Origin of the sequence: Bacillus sp. AR2-1, assembly GCF_008368755.1 — a bacterium.
Taxonomy (GTDB): Bacteria; Bacillota; Bacilli; order Bacillales; family Bacillaceae_G; genus Bacillus_A; species Bacillus_A wiedmannii.
In genome coordinates this window covers 257,526-275,589 of sequence record NZ_QORY01000006.1, presented here as the reverse complement: position 1 = coordinate 275,589, position 18,064 = coordinate 257,526, and the positions used below count along the sequence as shown (strand labels likewise).

Below are 18,064 nucleotides of genomic sequence, written 5' to 3'. Positions count from 1 at the left end.
TCTACATGTAACCGATTATCATCTTTTATTATGTAATAGCCCTCAATACTCGTTTGAGGGTTCATTTAAATACGTATGTTATAACTCATTCTTATAAATATATGATTCTGTTCCTCCATTTTTATATACTTTAGTCAATTTAACAACTGACTTGTACGTATTATTGTCATTCGTCACCATCTTTTTCATATCTTCTATTTCAGCATTACCAGTTCCACTCTCGATTTTCAAACAGTTCGAAATGTTGAGGTATCCACTCGATGCGAAAAGAATAATAAACGTAAGATCAGGGAAATTAATGAACAGTATTCCAAACTTTAAAGGATTCGTAGTCGTATCAGATAAAACTAATAGAAAGTTTAATAGTTCCGGCACTTGAACAAAATCTTTAGAAACAATCGCTTCACCTATTATAGTAATTTGCTTTACGACATTCCCCATCTCATCTATAAATTCAGTACAACTAGGTGCATCAATTGTTTTTGCTTGTAGTGATAAATTCAATTCTGGATTGTAAAAGTCAAAAAAGAGTGTACTACCCTCTGTTAAACATTGTGGACAAACATTTCCAAGTAAACTAAAATCCTCTTCAATAAATTTAACTTTCGTTTTACAACTACAAACTTTTCCTATTCGAATTGCATCAATCCTAGAGCAATCTACAAAGATAACCTCATTGTCCTCTTGTACGAAGGATACGATACCATTCCTCTTATTAAATGAAAGAAAATAAGATACTACAATTTCGTTTCCGGCGATTACAATACTCTCAACTTTTGTAAAAGGCTCTAGACTTCGCAAAAATTCACAAATACTATTTTGGCAGCATTGATAATTTCGTTTCGGCTCACAATCCACTTACACTCCATCCCTTCCCTATATGTTTTATCTAATACATATACTATGAACGGAGTATAAAAAAGCTTGGACAATATAACTTTAACTCAGGAATATAGGTACTTACTTATCACATTAATAATGAAATTACGCCAATAATGAGTAATAGCACATAAATTTCCCTATAAATACATATAACAATTTCATCTTTCATGAAAAAAACGTTATAATAAGGTGTAGCCTCTACGATTACGTTATAAAGGAGAATAAAACAATGGCTAAAATTAAAGTATACCAAGCAAAAGAAGAAAATATGGATGCAGTAAAGAACATCATTGATGTTGAGGAACAAAACCCAACTACTGAAAACTTACAAAATCTATATGCATGTGTATTAGAAACAGAAGATATGGCATTGCCTGAATCATACATTGAAGAAGATATCTTAATTGATTCTATGGAAGTTATGGTTAACGCTTCTCAAAACAAACTAAGAGACTTAGGTGCATACGATGTAATCGAAGTTCAAAACAAAGGTAAGAAAACACAAATTTTATTATTAGCAGACGAAGAATACGAAATTATCGAAGGCTAATCTAAATCCGTACATACGAAAAAGCTCCTTTCCAATTGGAAAGGAGCTTTTTCATTACGCTTTTGATGTTTCACTCTTTTTATTCGTTTGCTGTTTCTTAATTACCATACGCTCATTTCCCATAAAGAAAATAAATATGAATGCTAGACCTGCTGGTACTAATGCCCACATAAATGTTTGAACAATGGAGCTAGAAAGAGCGTCAATAATTTTATCTAATATGTGCGGCGGGATTTGAGATCTTGCCGATTCTGATAGAATAGCTCTTGAATCTCCTAAAGCGTTTGTATTCATTCCTCCGCTCATACCTTTAAAAGCTTCTTCTAATTGATCTTGGAAACCTGTTCTTTGAATCATTCCGAAGATTGTAATACCAAGTGTCATTCCTAATGAACGAATGAAATTACTCGTTGAAGTTGCAGATCCGCGCTGTTCCATACCGAAGTTGTGAATAGCTGCCATACTTAGTACAGAGAATGAGAAACCTACTCCAAATCCAATAATAATCATATAAACCGTTAATAATATACGACTTGTTTCTGGCGTTAATGTGCTTAATAAGAATAGTCCAATTAGCATAATAACAGCAGAAATAATCATAATGTTTCGGTAGCTAAGCTTCGTCGTTAAAAATCCACCTAACTGCGCTGTTACGACTGATCCTAACATCATCGGTAAAAGTAATAATCCTGAGTTTGTTGCGCTACCACCGTATACACCTTGAATGAATAACGGTATGTATACAGTTGCTGACATGAACGCAGCACCGTAACATAATGCAATAATGGTACTCATTCCGAATAAACGTTGTTTAAACATTTCAAATGAAATGATCGGTTCTTCTACTTTACGTTCAATAAAAATAAATGCAATAATTAAAATAGCGAATCCGCCAAATAAACTTAAAATAAAGTTAGAATCCCAATCATACTTTTGTCCACCTAGTTCTAAAGCAAACATTAGCGAAACTACTGCACCAACTAAAGTAATTGCGCCAAACCAATCAATTTTTTGCTTTCTATGAACTCGTGATTCTTTATAAAAGAATGTAATAAAAATAAGTGCTAAAACGCCAAGCGGTAAGTTAATGTAAAATACCCAGTGCCAGCTTATGTAATCTGTAATATACGCACCAAGCAGCGGGCCAAAAATACTTGATAAACCAAATACTGCTCCGAATAATCCACCCATTTTCCCGCGCTTTTCAGGAGGGAAAATATCAAAAACGATAGTAAACGCGATCGGCACTAATGCCCCGCCACCAATACCTTGAATGGCACGATAAATACCTAACTGTGTAATATTTTCAGCAGTACCACAAAGTGCCGAACCAATCATAAAGACGATTAAACCGAAAATAAAGAATCTCTTTCTACCATACATATCTGATAGTTTTCCGAATATCGGCATACCTGCCATTTCTGCGACCATATAGGCAGAAACGACCCATACAAAGTTTTCAAGGCCTCCTAAGTCACCAACAATCGTTCCCATCGCTGTTACGACAATGGTATTGTCCATTGATGCCATTAAAATACCTAGCAATAAGCCCGCCACAACAAAGCCGAGCTTATTATTCTTCTCAACCATAACCTTGCTCTCCCTCGTACTACTTATATTTGTTTATGTTCTTTTACAACTGCATTACCTTTTTGATTAAAACTAGTATGATATTCTACAACACTAATTTCACATCCTGGACCAATGGTAACGTTATTTCCTCGTACTACTTCAGCAATCGTATGCTCTAAATAAATTTCATCTCCTTCAATGATAGACGTTTGGAGGCTTCCAGCATGACTTGTAAATGGAATAAATCTCGCTTTTTTACGAACGGTAATCTTTTTACCGCCGATTTCTCTCACTTTGCTGCCTTCATAACGAAGTGAAATTTCAATATTTTCAGCATTAAGTAATCCATCACTTTCAAGGCCACCAGTTAGTGATAGTTCTTCAACTTCAATATCTCCTTTCACATTTAAAGCGCCTTTCACATCTACGAAATCACCAGTAAACTTCCCTTTAACTTCTATCATACCTCTTACTTTCGTTTTTTCAATATGGGCATCACTATTCATTTGTGTATTTCCGTATACTTTTACATATTCCGCATCTACATTTCCTTGTACTTCACTATCTCCATACACGACATAATTTTTCACTTTCATATTACCGCGCACTTCACTCGTGCCGTACGTTTTAAATTCATTACAGCTCATATCATTAGAAATCGTTCCTTCACCGCGAATATTCACTTTGTTATAATCCCCACCTGCTGAACTACCAGAGCCATTGACAGTAAGACTATGTTGATGTTCCATATTACTTTCTCCCTCCCATTAAACCTGCTTCATTTCTTTTACATTTGCGCTTTTATCGACAGTAAGAACACCCGTATATTCAATGAGTTCAATCTCACAGTTCGCTCCTACTGTCACATTGTTTCCTCTTACCGTTTTTATGTGAGCATAATCAATATCAATATTGTCACCTTCTAATAGTTCAGCCTCTAACTGCATACCAAATACTGATTTAAACAGTCTACTAAAAGTACTTAGTCTATGTTTTACTTTAATCGTTTGACCACCAATTTCTTTCGCTCGACATGTACCGTGAATATTAATATTTATTTCATCGGCACTTAATAATCCACCAATTGTAAATTGGCCTTCTGAAGAAAAAGTATCCACTTCACAATTACCATCAATCGTCGCTTGACCATTGACTTTAAACTCTTCACCAGTTACATTTCCACCTATCGTACCTTTTCCTGCAATTTTCAAACTGTTCGCCTTCACATCTTGCGTAATTGTTGCTTTCCCATCAATTCGCATCGTTTCCGCAATAACTGTACCATCAACTTTACCTGATCCACTAATTCTTGCATTGCTACTTTTCAAATTTCCAGTAACAGCACCATATCCGTTACATTCAAATTGGTCACATTCAATATTTCCATTAACAGTACCTTTTCCATTTAATTGCACTTTATGAAACTCGCCGCCATTCGATGAACCGTAACCATTTATAATCAAATTATCTGTACGCATACTTTCTCCTCCACTACAACAGTTTCGTTTTTAATGCTTCGGTATATTTCATAATCGCTTCGCGTAAAACAATTTTGGTACCTTTTTCAAAAATTAAATCGTCCACATTTGAAACTAAGAAACATGTAGAAATCCCTAACTTTCGGACGATGATTAAGTCACAAGTTTTATGCTTAATCGCTTCATAATTTTCACGTAAAACTTGCAAGACCATTTTTCCTTCTTCTAAACTAATCTCTCCCGATTGTAGTAACTCTTCTAACATATACACATAAAGAATATCTACAAATTGAAACTCTGTTGTTTTATTCGTTTGTTCTATGAAGAATTGTAAAACTGGCTCTGATGCAATTCCTTTACGTATGACGTCTTCTTTTGTTAAAAGAATTTCTCTAACACTCGGTGAAAACATATTTGCTAGTTCATCAAGTGATAAATCTTCTTTCATCGTTTGGATTTTATCAATACGCTCTAATATCTTTTCTTTCGGAAAAAATGTCTCTTGACCCGTGAATGTTGACTTTCGTACAAACCAATCTTCCGGTATTAAATTTTTTCTTTTCCACCTATATAACTGTCCGTATGAAATACCAGTTAGTTCTAATAAATCTTTTTTTGAAATTAAATCTGTACTCAACTGTATAACACTCCTTCCCGATAACAATGTAACATAACACTGTTACGCTGTAAATAGACTTTTATCGTAAGTAGCGTAACAATGTGTAAAACAAACCTGTTTCACACACGAAAAAAAGGCTCTTACACATCATGTAAAATGCGTAAAAGCCCTTATTTATCAACATGTAAACCATATTTCATAAAAATCAATCCACCCTTGTGAATTAATCATTATATTTTGTACTTTTTCGTGAGAAGTTACTTGTTGTTTGTTACGATATAAAGGAATAATATGAATGTGACGTAACAAAGTGTCCTCAATATCGCGTAACAATGTAACTCTATTCTCTAAATCTTCTTCTTTAAAATAAGGGAAGAGTTTTTTATGAAAGTCCATGCTGCTTTGCCCATGAATAAAACTATTTTTTGTAAGAAACATATATAGCAGACTATCTTCTATTCGTTCGCTAATCGTTGCACTATCATGCATCATATCAGCCTTTTGTATCGTACTGATTTCCAATAACTCTTCAACTTCAAGAAAATTATTTTCTACACGAATCCCATACTTCGCACACTCTTTCTGAATCCATTGTGCATCTTCTACATGATCTTGTCCTGTAAATGTGTAGAGTTGTAGCACTTCATGATGATACATACTCTTTTTCACTAAACATTCTATCTCTTCCTTAATCTCTACTTTTCTTTCATTTGCTAATATTAGTTTCTTAGCCACTTCTCCACGTTCTCCGCCGAGTTCTTGAACAATCCTATCGCCATGAATGATTTTATGTAGTGCCTTTCGAAACAGCTCATCTTGCATTGGTCCTTCTTTTACAAGATTGCACGTTACATATGTCACGTTCGATTCAAGCCGAGACAACTCTTTATTAGGCTTTTCTTTATCTTTATATTGCGCCTTTACTAACACGTCATACGTATTTACATTTTGCTCTACATTCATTAGTTCAATTCGGTCAAGAAAAGGTCTTTCACGATAATATAAATCATGCACTTCTAAAACAAATAATTGTGCATCTTTCTCGCGTAATATAAAAGGTCCTGTACCAATAAAGTTTCCTGCTTCATCTTCATTTACGATAGAACACTGTTCTGCACTTAGCATATGTAAAAACATCCTATTTTCCGTATGTAATTGAATTTCAACAACAAATTCATCCACTGCACGGACATTTTCAACATGTTGCAACATCCATGCGTGTGGGTTGTTTTCCGCTTTCATAAATCGATTCAATGAATGTATAACATCATGTGCGGTAAGTCGTTTTCTATTATGAAGATGAATACCTTTTCTTAAATAAAATGTCCAAACCTTTTCAGCGTCATTATATTGCCAGTGAAAAGCAAGTCTTGGCTCTATACAATTTGTTTCCTCATTCACATATACGAGTGTATCAAAAATATGTTTAACCATATGACATTCTGAGCGCATCGTAGCGTAAACCGGATCCAAAGCGATGTCTAGATTCATTTGTACTTGCAACCGAAGTACATCTTTTCTTCCTTCTGGTGTCCTTTCTATTTTATGACCAAATATGGAATCTATCCAAGCTTCATACTCTTTCTTTACTAATGGAAATTGTGAGCTGTAGCGTTCCACAAATGAGATTCCACTTTTCACATCCCCTTTTTTCGTTAGTTCTTTTCCTCTGTCTAAAATTAATATCATCGGTTGCTTTTGAAATATTAATTTAGAGCGATTCCCTCTCCCCCGCCCTGGAAACCAAGCGATCCAATTTAACTCTTCTAATTTTTTTATTATTAATTTACTATTACGCTCCGTACAAAATAAAGTTTCTGCTATCATTTGTACGGTAACTTCTAATTGTTCTCCTTCTTGTCTACCTTTACCATAGGCACACCATAGTTCAATATATTGATTTAAAATAAACATCATAATCCCCCTAAAAGGTGAAAAATAACCCCTTTTGTTTCTACCCTTTTTCCACTCCTCCTTTCATCTTATCATTTCAATATAGAAAGGAGGAATTAATATTGAACAATCTCATACTACGTTATAATAAACCCATTATTATTAGACTGTGCGGCGAATTATTAACCCGAACGACTGAATCTATGTTAGCTCTCATTATGATTATTTACGTTAATAAAATGTTAAACGGTAATATAATAATAACTATGCTCATTTTCGGACTACAACCTCTCTCAGACATTGTATTTACACTTATTGCTGGAGGGGTGACTGATAAATATGGGCGAAAGAAAATTATGTTAATCGGCTTATTGCTACAAGGCGTTGCAATCGGTAGCTTCATCTTTGCTCAGTCTGTTTTTATATTTGCTTTGCTTTACGTCATAAATGGGGTTGGCCGTTCCTTATATATTCCCGCTCAACGTGCACAAATTGCTGATTTAACAAAACAAAAACAACAAGCAGAAATTTTTGCTCTTTTGCATACGATTGCTGCAATTGGTTCCGTAATCGGTCCAATAATTGGTGCTATATTTTATCATACTCACCCTGAATATTTATTTATAATGCAAAGCATTACACTTATGGTATATGCAGTAGTTGTATGGACGCAGCTTCCAGAAACCGCTCCAGTATTTACAAAGCCAAAGCAAAAAGTTGAAGTATCATCTTCAAAACAATTTGTAAGCAAGCATTACGCCGTTTTAGGACTTATGATTACTACACTCCCTATTAGCTTTTTTTATGCTCAAACTGAGACAAATTATCGCATTTTCGCTAAAGATATATTTCCAGATTTCGTATTCATGCTCGCTTTTATTTCAACATGCAAGGCTACAATGGAAATCTTCCTGCAAGTTTTCCTTGTGAAATGGTCTGAACGATTTTCTATGGCGAAAATTATTCTTATTTCTTACACCTGCTTTACGATAGCTGCAATTGGCTACGGGATTTCAACAACAATCACGTCACTATTCTTCACATTACTCTTTTTAGTCATTGGGGAAAGTATCGCCTTAAACCATTTACTTCGATTCGTTTCAGAAATCGCTCCTACAGATAAGCGTGGATTGTATTTTTCAATTTACGGGTTACATTGGGATATATCTCGTACGTGCGGTCCTGTTATTGGTGCGGTTTTATTAAGTCAACTAAACGGTAGCATGCTATTTTATATTTGTGCTTATTTCTTAGTAGTCGGAGGCATTATTCAAGCAATGTTTATTCAAAATATAGAACGTAATAAAATGAAAAAAGACCTTTCGGAGCATACTACTCATATTTTATAGGATGCTTTCTTTATAAAAAGAAGGATGTCACAAAAGTCTTGAGACTATTGTGACATCCTTTTTTATTACCCTGCCATTTTATTAATACTATCCTCTGGCGAAAATACCGAAATATGATTTACCTTACCAGTCGATTTTGGAATAATGAATTTTAACTCAAACTGATTGTTTACTTTATATACATATATTTGATCTTCCCCATTTACTTTAACTGAAGCTGGTTTTCCTAATGCTTTCTCTATTTCTTGTAATGTAATTGATTTTAGCTCAGCATGATAGGAGCGTACATCAAAAACTTGTGATCCTTTATTAAAACCGAAGCTAACATTTTTATTTGTAAAGGTAGCGTACATTCCGTTACCTGCTTGTTCTGTTTTATCTGCTTTCCCCCACGCTTTTTCTATTTCTTCAATATCTCCTGTATGAGCTGCGAACGGAACATTAGGTACTTTTCCTTCTTTCGCTAGTTCAAACAAATCTTTAATGTGGTTAATTGATTTTTGATTAATTACTGTATCTTTCGTGCTTGAATCTGTCTTTGGTTTTGCTGATCCTTCATTATTTGATTTTGCTTCAGGCTCTTTCTTTTCTTCAGAAGAATTATTTTGTTCGTTTTTACTATTTTCAGAGGTTGGGTTTGTTTCCTTTTTTTCGTCTGTCCCTTTACATGCTACTAATGCCAATAGGCATGTAAAAGCGAGAAATAACATAGCTATCTTTACATACACTTTCATACATTTCAGCCCCCTATTATAATCTTATTCCTTTCGATAACCAATCCATTACGCTACTTTTCAAATTATATTTGTTTCAAAAAATAAATGCTTCACTTTCTCCTAGTGCTTGTACAACATCCTCTACAAAAGCTGTTCCTAAAAAATAACCAATTCGGTTGTATCCAAAGTATTGTCCGCCAGATAACCGGAACCACTCTTTCTCTTTTTCGAACGTCCATCCTTCTATATAATCTTCCAAAAAACGATTCTTTATTTGTTTTTCATTTTCTATATAGCATTGTAACCAACGTTCACCGTCATTGTTATATGAGTAGTACACTGATTCATTTACGCCTTTTATAATTTGCTTTGATAAATATGTTGCAACACCTTCACGATACAAAGTAACTGCCGCGTCAGTCCACTCAGCTTTTGTCCAATCCATTTCATCATTTTGTAACATAACATTATGATATATATGTCCTATTTCGTGAGCGACAATAACACGAAGGTGATTTACATCTGGAGATAATTTTTCTGCCGCAAAAAAGATGTCTCCAATAATTTCCCTTTCTACAAATGCATTAGAGCCAAAAGCTCCAACAAATAAATGAAACTTCATATTTACATCAAAGTTATAATTATTATGATATTCATTCGTTATCTCTTGAATAATAATCGGTAATGTTTCTGCAATGATATGAATACCTTCTATTTTTGCGGGATATTGTTTAATGGCAGTAGAAAGACGTTCTCTCGTATGTGGACAATGATACTTAAAGTATTCTTCAAATATCTCTGGATGCGAAATGAAATATTGGTTAAGAACTTCTAATTCTACATTATCACTTTCCCATACTTTCAAAAAACTTGGAATTGTATTATTTATCATTTTTCCCATCTCCTTATATATCCCTTCTCGTCATATACACCGCAATCCTTCCTTAAACGTAGAAAAAGCAACAAAGAGGGATGAGCCTTCCTTGTTGCTTTTTCTGTTTAATCAAACCATTTATCACCATCAGAAATCCATTTACCATTATGCAAATCATAACATTCATCATCGTCATGAAAACTAACGTAAGATGGTAATTTTACATTCATACTACCAGCTTTATTCCAGCATTCCGCAAACCATTCTACTATAGCTTTCGTTCCAATTTCAGATAACTTCGCATCATTTTTTTCATAAAAACCCCAGAACTCATCAGATTCTTCATCACTAAACGTATAATATGTAATGTCATCCATTACATTATAACTACCAGAAAAAATTCTTTTATCAGTCCCTTCATAAAAAACTTCATTCGCTTCTCCATCCATTGAAAACATAACGATAGACAATTCAAATGACTGAACAAAAACTGTAAAATCTAATAAATCTATTTCTTTATAATAATTAAGCTGTGTTGTCGCTTTTAAACTTTCAATCAAATCCGAGGATTTTGCTTCGAGCCCATTTACTAAAGAATTTTTATAGTTCTCAATCGTAAACAAAGACTTCACTTCCTATTCATTTCATATAATTATCAAGATATATAAAATTATAGCAAACATTTTGTATATTTTGCTTAAGAAAATGAAAAAAGCTGCCCAAAAAGGACAGCTTTACATATGTATTTTTACACTTCGATTGACTTACCATCTTCAACAATATGATAAAGCAAGTGAGCTAAATGATGAATTGGGCCATACTCTTCCTCTTCTTCATCTGTTTCACCTTGGAACTCAAGATCATTTAAGTACAGTGCTAAAAATTGATAGTATAGTTTTAAATCAAATCCGTAGCACGCAGTTGGCTCTTCATGATCACCTTCGTATTGTAACATTAAGTATTGATCGTTTCCTTCTGAATCTTCTGCGTCAAAGAATACGAAGAATCCAACGTTTGTATCTAAATCAAATAGATGACGAGTGCCTTTTTCTGTTGCTTTGTTGAAGTCCTCTTCACTTAATTTATGTACTGTTGTCGCTTTAGCATTATCTTCTTGATGGAAATTTACTGTAAATGTTTTCAATGCTGACACCTCCTGATTGTATAATACTAGCATAACATATAAAAAGGACTGCTTACAAATGTAAACAGTCCTTACATTCATTTTCGCATTGCTCGTAATAAGAAGCTTACGATGAAAATTAAAACGATCGCACCGATTAAAGCTGGAATAATTGCATATCCACCAATGACTGGACCAAAACTACCAAGTAATTTCGAACCAATCCATGAACCGATAATACCAGCAATAATATTACCAATTACACCACCAGGTACGTCCTTTCCAGTAATTAAGCTCGCAAGCCATCCTAATATACCACCGACGATTAAAGACCAAATCATATGATAACCTCCTTTATATTTTACCAATCAAAATATAATTAGAAACAATTGCTTACCATTAGTTATGTTACATTTTTCAATAGTTATTCATACAGATCAACTATTAGATTATTTCAAAATAATGAACGGCCAGTTTTTCGACTCGAGGTTGATGTTATTCGTAATACACATATTAAGGACAGTCAGGCTTTAATATTGTCCGCATAAACTCTTCTTTAAATGCAGGATAGTCAAAACCAACTGCAATTTTTTGAATTGGTCTATTATCAAATGTTGTTGGCTCGGCTATTTTTCTAAAGTCTGCCACACTTTGTCCTCTTGTTACGTCATTTGTCGTACTGATCCAAACTGCTGACTTTTTATATTCAAAAATATCATCATTAATAAAGGAAATGAACGGAAGTAAATCGTGAATCGGACTTCCAGCAATACCCGGGTATTCTTTTTTATAAAAGTTCTCATAATAAAAATCGATCATCGGTTTAATAAGTTTCGCCTGTCCTGTTCCTTCTTTATTAATAATATCCACCATTTCAGGAGTAATGAGGGCTGCTTGCGTTACATTTAACGGATAAATAGTCGCATTTTTTGCGTACTTCATCACAATATTTGCGGCGATTGGATCCCCATAAAAATTAGCTTCTGATACAGGAGTAACGTTACCAGGAAATAAAAACGCACCGCCCATAATATAATATGAACATACCTTATCCATTACATTTGGATATAATAAAAATAACGTTGCCAATGTTGTTAAACGCCCTGTCGCTACGATAATAATATCTTCTGGACAAGGTTCAATTAATTTAATTAATTCACAAAAATTTTCCCGTTTACAAATCCTCATATCAGGTGGAATAATTGGGCCTAGGCCATGCTCCCCATGAATTTCGGGAAAGAACAATGGTTCTTCCGCTGTCATTGGTCTAGCTGCACCCTCAATGATTTTCACTTCTGTAGCATAGTATCTTTCTAAAAAATACACATTTTCTGTTACGATTTCTCGCGATACATTCCCATATTCAGCAACAATACCTATAATATCTAATTTACATGTTTTATTTGCATAAATTAACGCCACAGCATCGTCAATACCAAAGTCTCCAAAAAAGATGATTTTCTTTTTAACTATCCTCACCCCTCTTCAACATAATCTACTATTATTATTATGTAAAAAAGACAAGGCTGTGAAACAGTGCCAACTAAAAAAGCCGCCTATTTATTGGCGACTTCAATCTTTTTATATGATAAATATGCTAATACATTCTTACTTGAATCGTATTTTGGATTATTCCCTTTTCTCGGTTCTCTCATATGTGTTTTTTCAAATCCAGGAATGTCCGGCATTTTCTCCATAAATTCAAGCATTTCTTCTTCAGTTCCTTCAATACGTACGCGAATCATTATTACTTTTCCTCAATTCTCATTTTCTCTGTACTAAGTATAACGTACTTTGAAAAGACTGCAAGAAATTTATCTTTTTAATGTCGCGCTTTTTTTTACATACAAACAATGCCATTTCAGTATAAAACGAATTTATTTTATTATTTTCAATTTGAATATTAAAGAATTCTTGCATTTCAACTGGTGTTTTCATCATACACTCTGTTAATTTCATACGTTTCAGCAAAGGTACATTCATCATATCGCACCACCAGTCAAATTCAAATTTCTTGTCAAAAGTAAGACATGACTGCATTTGCAAACCGTTTTTTTCTAACAAGGAAATCCAGTCTGTTTTTTTCAGCGCTCGTTCATGACTCGGATCCCGCTTTTTTTCTATAAAATTATAAAATGTATCGTATTCATTATTTTCCGGTGAAACATTATCTATTAAAATAAACAATCCATTATGTTCTAACGTACGATTTACTTCATATATAAACTGAGGTGGATTCGTAAAATGATGTGCTGCAATTCGGCACGTAATTGTATCAAAAAAACCATCAGCAAACGGTAAACTTTCAGCGTTTCCAGCAATAAAAGATACATTTTCATGTCCATTACTGATAATAAAATTTTTCGCATTCTCTAACATTTTTTCTGTTAAGTCTAAGGCAACTACTTCTTTAAACAATGGAGCTAATATATTCGCAACATGTCCACCGCCAGTAGCAATATCAAGAAGACGATTATTATGACGAGACTCAACTTGTTGAACTACATATTGTAAGTCTGGTCCATTAGCATGAATTTTACTTTTTACATATTTTTCAGCATTATTACCAAACTGTTGTTTCACAAGCTCTTCTTTACTCATTTTATCATCTGCTTTCTATTGTTATTTACATATAGGATTCATATAATAATTAAAGTTCTCTTTATGTATTTTCAAATCCTCTTTTCAGCTTACTTCTTATCATGCTTTCCTATCATCAATATAATATAAATTTTACGTTTTATTCCTAAACAAAAAAGGCTACGGAAACTTGTCCCCTAACCTGACTAAATATTTATTACATTTTTACTTTTTCATATACATCTATATAATATAAATCCTCTTTTAACTTCATAATAACGTCTACTTCGTTATAAGTAGCCTCACGAGCATGTAAACCAAATTGATCCATACCAATCCATATCCATCCAGGTGTATGCTGTAGAACATCTATGTTAAAATAATCTAATTTAATAAGCTCCGATTTTATAAATTTATCTTTATTAGCGATTTGTTTATCCATTAAGCCGTATTCTTTTCCATTTTCAAGTAGCGATATAATTTTCCCTAAAATCGGATGTTCACGTATAATAAAATGATATTCCCTTTCGTCTACATTCGCCATAATTAAACGAGAATTAGATAAATCTAATCCCAAACTCGGCATATTTATTTTAATCACCTCCAATATTGGTTTCATCTCCATCCTAACAAACAAATATTTAAATAATATTAATATAATGTAAAAATATAAAGGCTGATTTCCCTTTAGAAATCAGCCTTTATATTTTTATATCGTTTCTTTTTCCTCATTATTTCTAGAAACTAAATTTCCAATAGCGTCTGCCTTTACTTCCTAACAAACAAATATTTAAATAATATTAATATAATGTAAAAATATAAAGGCTGATTTCAAATCAGCCTTTATATTTTTATATCGTTTCTTTTTCCTCATTATTTCTAGAAACTAAATTTCCAATAGCATCTGCCGTTACTTCAACTACAAATTCACACATACCTGCTACAACTTCTCCAATTACTTCATCCATCTTTTTTCCCCCTTATTTTATATAACTTATTTGTAGTATAGAAGAGATTGGTTATTTTTAACTATCGGAAAACGTGACAACAACATTACAGTTTTGTAATCTTTTGTAATTTGTTTAGTTTCTATCCTTTGAAACTCCAAGTATGATTAACAAGCATATAGGCCATCATAATATTAATTAAGTTCCAATTATGCTAGAGGAGGTGTGTAAAATATACTACGTAAAATTAATTAAAGGTCAATCATTCTATGCTTTTGATCATCGTTTCTTAATGTCTGAAGAAGAAAAGGTTTCCGAGAAAGTTTATAATTACTTACGTCGTAATGAATTTTTCGAAGTACGTAAAGAAGAATATTCTGCTTAATTAAAAAAAGCATCAAGAAATATATCACGTAATTGTGATATATTTCTTGATGCCCTCATGTAATCTCCCTCTTTTGATCAATTTTGCTCAATTCTCTTAAAACATTCTATTATTTGTCCAAGCTATTTTATCGTAAATTTCATATTTTAGTATATGAGGAGGTGACAAATATGACTCATATCATTGATTATCAAGCTACTCAGCCTATAAGTAAAACTGGTGAAACAACTTTTGCAATCCCAGCTTCTCCAAATAAAGCAATTCTAGCAAATTTGAAATTAAGAATTTCAAGTAGAGATTCACGTAATAATCGAGTAGAATTAATAGCTACAGTTGGTGTAGAAGGTATAACTGAGATTTCACAAATTTTATTCCGAATTTTCCGTGATAACATTGAAATTTTTAATACACAAGTAGGTATTGAATCTACAGATTCTGAACAATTCTATGCTCAAACATTTCAAGCTATAGATCAAAATGTTAGTAGTGGAACACACGAATACTCATTAACTGTAGAAAACCTAACTAGTGGTGCAAGTGCAGAAGTTATTGGTCCTCTATCTTTTAGCGCTTTAGCTATTGGACAAGAACGTAAATGCTGCTAAGCCAATCTAATATTTAATTTTGTACTTGAGAAAAGCAAGACGTAGTATATGCGTTCTTGCTTTTCTAATTTCTTTATATTTATCCTTATTTTTAATAGACACTTCATCATAAAATTTTTACATTTTCATTGCTTATTTTAGCAACTAACAAATCAAATTTTTGACAAATCAAAAAGATTGAAATCCACTCATGAAACACGTAATATAGACTCTGACTCTAAAAAAGTTCGTTAAAAATAATACATAAAATAAGGAGGTTTTATATACGAGTTTTTCATTTTAAAAGACGGAGAGGTTTTACATTATGTGGCGTAATAAAAATGTTTGGATTGTATTAATTGGGGAGTTTATTGCTGGTCTAGGGCTATGGCTTGGTATTCTTGGCAACCTTGAATTTATGCAAAAATATGTCCCTTCTGATTTCATGAAATCAGTTATATTATTTATCGGACTATTAGCTGGTGTACTAGTTGGTCCTATGGCTGGTCGTATTATCGATCAGTATGAAAAGAAAAAAGTTCTTCTTTATGCTGGGTTCGGTCGCGTTATTAGTGTTATTTTTATGTTTTTCGCTATCCAATTTGAAAGCATTGCCTTCATGATTGCATTTATGGTTGCTCTTCAAATTTCTGCAGCATTTTACTTCCCTGCATTACAATCTGTAATTCCACTCATCGTACGTGAGCATGAGTTATTACAGATGAACGGTGTACATATGAATGTAGGTACAATCGCTCGTATTGCAGGTACTTCACTAGGTGGAATTCTTTTAGTTGTAATGAGTTTACAGTATATGTATGCCTTCTCAATGGCAGCATACGCTTTATTATTCCTCTCAACTTTCTTCCTACAATTCGAAGATAAGAAATCAACAACACCAAGTAAACAAGCTGCGAAAGATAATAGCTTTATGGAAGTATTTCGTATTTTAAAAGGAATTCCTATTGCTTTTACAGCACTTATATTAAGTATTATCCCTCTATTATTTATAGCCGGATTTAATTTAATGGTAATCAACATTAGTGAAATGCAACATGATCCAACGATTAAAGGCTTTATATATACAATTGAAGGTGTCGCATTTATGTTAGGGGCCTTCGTTATTAAACGTTTATCTGACCATTTCAAACCTGAAAAATTATTATATTTCTTCGCTGTTTGTACCGCTTTTGCACACCTTTCCTTGTTCTTTAGCGATATAAAATGGATGTCTCTTACATCATTTGGTTTATTTGGTTTTAGTGTTGGTTGCTTCTTCCCTATTATGTCGACAATTTTCCAAACGAAAGTGGAAAAAAGCTATCATGGTCGTCTCTTCTCATTCCGTAATATGTTTGAGAGAGTTATGTTCCAAATTGTCTTACTCGGCACAGGCTTCTTCTTAGATACGATTGGATTGCAATATATGGTTCTCATTTTCGGTGTGATTTCATTATTAATTATTTTCATTTCATTATCTAAACAGAAACAATATGAAAAACAACCTTCGCAATCTGCGAATTTATAGCATAAATAAAGACGCATGGATCATATTAGATTAATCCATGCGTCTTTGTTATATAAAGCCTTATTTATTACGCTTATTATAATTATTTAAAGGAGTACCCTCTTTCACTTTCGAATACAGTATACTAACATGATATATACAGGAGGTGCGAAATTGTCTGATGGTATGCAGTTATTTAGTATCTTTATTTTTGTATTAGCTCTGTTTAGCATCATAAACTTTTTAGCAATTTCCTTATCTGGACATAACCTTAAAAGAAGAATTATCGCAGGTTTCATTTTTTTACTACTAACTCCTATTGTTTTTTTGCTACCGTAGCATTCGCTTCTATATTTGATAAAGCTGGATTTGGCGCAGGTGGGCTAGCCTTCATTGTTGCAATTATATATATTTTAAATGGGATAGTAATCCTATTTTCCTCAAAAGAGACATAACATAGGCTACTGTACTCGGCATGGATCTGACTTTACACTAGATTCATGCTTTTTCAATTCCGCCTAAATTTTTATGTGAAATTAAATAATTCTTTATAAAAATTTAAACTTTATTTATTACAATATTCGTATCGTATTCGCACGTTTATTAAAAATGAAAAGAAAGGAGTACAAAATGAAAAAGGTTCTATTAATTATTCCAATATTCATCGTTCTACTTAGCGGATGTAGCAATAATGATATATACGGTTCTTGGGAAGTCGTTGACAACAAAAATGGTCTTTGCCCTGCATCTTATAAATTTGAAACAGTTGTAAAAGAAGAAAAGAAAGAAAAAATTGTTCAATATTTAGTGGAGATGCAAACATCAAAGGAAAAAGAAGATTTATACAAAGGCTCATTTGTAAAGAATTCTAATGTATATCACATTGATTATGGTAACTCATTTACATCGGATCAAACTTTAAAAGTTGTCGATGGCAAATTAAATGTATACTTTTATGCAGTGGAAAAGTTATGTACATATAAAAAGAAATGATTACACTTCATA

Annotated in this window: 21 protein-coding genes and 1 pseudogene; 7 read left to right on the top strand and 15 right to left on the bottom strand. The window is 33.0% G+C overall.

Annotation, left to right across the window (positions count from 1 at the left end; all coding sequences use genetic code 11):
- Positions 1 to 78: 78 nt before the first annotated feature.
- Positions 79 to 858 (bottom strand): BC_2878 family exosporium-associated protein, encoded by a 780-nt coding sequence (locus DT250_RS06035; protein ID WP_088608843.1) that lies wholly within the window; start codon positions 856 to 858, stop codon positions 79 to 81.
- A 253-nt stretch (positions 859 to 1,111) separates the two neighbouring features.
- Here DT250_RS06035 and DT250_RS06030 point away from each other — a divergent pair, with 253 nt between their 5' ends.
- A complete protein-coding gene (locus tag DT250_RS06030) occupies positions 1,112 to 1,432 on the top strand; it encodes a hypothetical protein (protein ID WP_046954336.1) in 321 nt (106 codons plus the stop codon).
- A gap of 54 nt (positions 1,433 to 1,486) precedes the next feature.
- Here the strand turns inward: DT250_RS06030 and DT250_RS06025 are convergent, their stop codons facing one another.
- The 5 genes from DT250_RS06025 to DT250_RS06005 form a co-directional block, all read right to left on the bottom strand.
- Positions 1,487 to 3,022, bottom strand: a complete 1,536-nt coding sequence (locus DT250_RS06025; protein ID WP_087983806.1) for an MDR family MFS transporter — start codon at positions 3,020 to 3,022, stop codon at positions 1,487 to 1,489.
- Positions 3,023 to 3,045: 23 nt separating this feature from the next.
- Entirely contained in the window at positions 3,046 to 3,753 is a 708-nt protein-coding gene (locus tag DT250_RS06020) for a cytoplasmic protein (protein ID WP_088063743.1), read from the bottom strand.
- Between the two features lie 18 nt (positions 3,754 to 3,771).
- Complete coding sequence (locus DT250_RS06015; protein WP_149212781.1) at positions 3,772 to 4,482, bottom strand: bactofilin family protein; 711 nt, start codon at positions 4,480 to 4,482, stop codon at positions 3,772 to 3,774.
- Between the two features lie 13 nt (positions 4,483 to 4,495).
- Entirely contained in the window at positions 4,496 to 5,119 is a 624-nt protein-coding gene (locus tag DT250_RS06010) for a YhbD family protein (RefSeq protein ID WP_060487111.1), read from the bottom strand.
- 159 nt (positions 5,120 to 5,278) lie between these two features.
- Positions 5,279 to 7,015 (bottom strand): ABC transporter substrate-binding protein, encoded by a 1,737-nt coding sequence (locus tag DT250_RS06005; protein ID WP_149212780.1) that lies wholly within the window; start codon positions 7,013 to 7,015, stop codon positions 5,279 to 5,281.
- 101 nt (positions 7,016 to 7,116) lie between these two features.
- Between DT250_RS06005 and DT250_RS06000 the strand changes: the two genes are divergently transcribed.
- A complete protein-coding gene (locus tag DT250_RS06000; RefSeq protein WP_149212779.1) occupies positions 7,117 to 8,343 on the top strand; it encodes an MDR family MFS transporter in 1,227 nt (408 codons plus the stop codon).
- 65 nt (positions 8,344 to 8,408) lie between these two features.
- On the opposite strand, the gene DT250_RS05995 is transcribed toward DT250_RS06000, so the two are convergent.
- The 9 genes from DT250_RS05995 to DT250_RS05955 all read right to left on the bottom strand — a co-directional run bounded on the left by DT250_RS05995 (position 8,409) and on the right by DT250_RS05955 (position 14,222).
- Positions 8,409 to 9,077 carry a YjgB family protein gene (locus DT250_RS05995; protein ID WP_149212778.1) on the bottom strand — a complete coding sequence of 223 codons (669 nt, stop codon included), beginning with the start codon at positions 9,075 to 9,077 and terminating at the stop codon, positions 8,409 to 8,411.
- A 76-nt stretch (positions 9,078 to 9,153) separates the two neighbouring features.
- Positions 9,154 to 9,951 (bottom strand): gluzincin family metallopeptidase, encoded by a 798-nt coding sequence (locus DT250_RS05990; protein WP_149212777.1) that lies wholly within the window; start codon positions 9,949 to 9,951, stop codon positions 9,154 to 9,156.
- Positions 9,952 to 10,058: 107 nt separating this feature from the next.
- Positions 10,059 to 10,556 (bottom strand): hypothetical protein, encoded by a 498-nt coding sequence (locus DT250_RS05985; protein ID WP_137014773.1) that lies wholly within the window; start codon positions 10,554 to 10,556, stop codon positions 10,059 to 10,061.
- 125 nt (positions 10,557 to 10,681) lie between these two features.
- Positions 10,682 to 11,077: a cytosolic protein gene (locus DT250_RS05980; RefSeq protein WP_149212776.1), complete on the bottom strand. Its 396-nt coding sequence runs from the start codon at positions 11,075 to 11,077 to the stop codon at positions 10,682 to 10,684.
- Positions 11,078 to 11,154: 77 nt separating this feature from the next.
- Positions 11,155 to 11,397: a GlsB/YeaQ/YmgE family stress response membrane protein gene (locus DT250_RS05975; RefSeq protein WP_000638305.1), complete on the bottom strand. Its 243-nt coding sequence runs from the start codon at positions 11,395 to 11,397 to the stop codon at positions 11,155 to 11,157.
- Between the two features lie 172 nt (positions 11,398 to 11,569).
- Positions 11,570 to 12,535, bottom strand: a complete 966-nt coding sequence (locus DT250_RS05970) for a nucleoside hydrolase (protein WP_087983800.1) — start codon at positions 12,533 to 12,535, stop codon at positions 11,570 to 11,572.
- A 77-nt stretch (positions 12,536 to 12,612) separates the two neighbouring features.
- On the bottom strand, positions 12,613 to 12,801 hold the full coding sequence (locus DT250_RS05965; RefSeq protein WP_000621879.1) for a DUF3970 family protein: 189 nt from the start codon (positions 12,799 to 12,801) through the stop codon (positions 12,613 to 12,615).
- Positions 12,802 to 12,820: 19 nt separating this feature from the next.
- Positions 12,821 to 13,657 carry a class I SAM-dependent methyltransferase gene (locus DT250_RS05960; RefSeq protein WP_149212775.1) on the bottom strand — a complete coding sequence of 279 codons (837 nt, stop codon included), beginning with the start codon at positions 13,655 to 13,657 and terminating at the stop codon, positions 12,821 to 12,823.
- Positions 13,658 to 13,853: 196 nt separating this feature from the next.
- Positions 13,854 to 14,222: a hypothetical protein gene (locus tag DT250_RS05955; protein ID WP_060487118.1), complete on the bottom strand. Its 369-nt coding sequence runs from the start codon at positions 14,220 to 14,222 to the stop codon at positions 13,854 to 13,856.
- A 593-nt stretch (positions 14,223 to 14,815) separates the two neighbouring features.
- Between DT250_RS05955 and DT250_RS05950 the strand changes: the two genes are divergently transcribed.
- The 5 genes and pseudogenes from DT250_RS05950 (at position 14,816) to DT250_RS05930 (ending at position 18,052) form a co-directional block, all read left to right on the top strand.
- On the top strand, positions 14,816 to 14,968 hold the full coding sequence (locus DT250_RS05950) for a YqbF domain-containing protein (RefSeq protein ID WP_071723536.1): 153 nt from the start codon (positions 14,816 to 14,818) through the stop codon (positions 14,966 to 14,968).
- A gap of 170 nt (positions 14,969 to 15,138) precedes the next feature.
- On the top strand, positions 15,139 to 15,573 hold the full coding sequence (exsC, locus tag DT250_RS05945; RefSeq protein WP_088063754.1) for an exosporium protein ExsC: 435 nt from the start codon (positions 15,139 to 15,141) through the stop codon (positions 15,571 to 15,573).
- Between the two features lie 304 nt (positions 15,574 to 15,877).
- Entirely contained in the window at positions 15,878 to 17,080 is a 1,203-nt protein-coding gene (locus DT250_RS05940; protein ID WP_000269247.1) for an MFS transporter, read from the top strand.
- A gap of 153 nt (positions 17,081 to 17,233) precedes the next feature.
- Positions 17,234 to 17,514: pseudogene (locus DT250_RS05935) on the top strand (hypothetical protein).
- 175 nt (positions 17,515 to 17,689) lie between these two features.
- Entirely contained in the window at positions 17,690 to 18,052 is a 363-nt protein-coding gene (locus tag DT250_RS05930) for a hypothetical protein (protein ID WP_061673347.1), read from the top strand.
- The last annotated feature ends 12 nt before the right edge of the window (positions 18,053 to 18,064 follow it).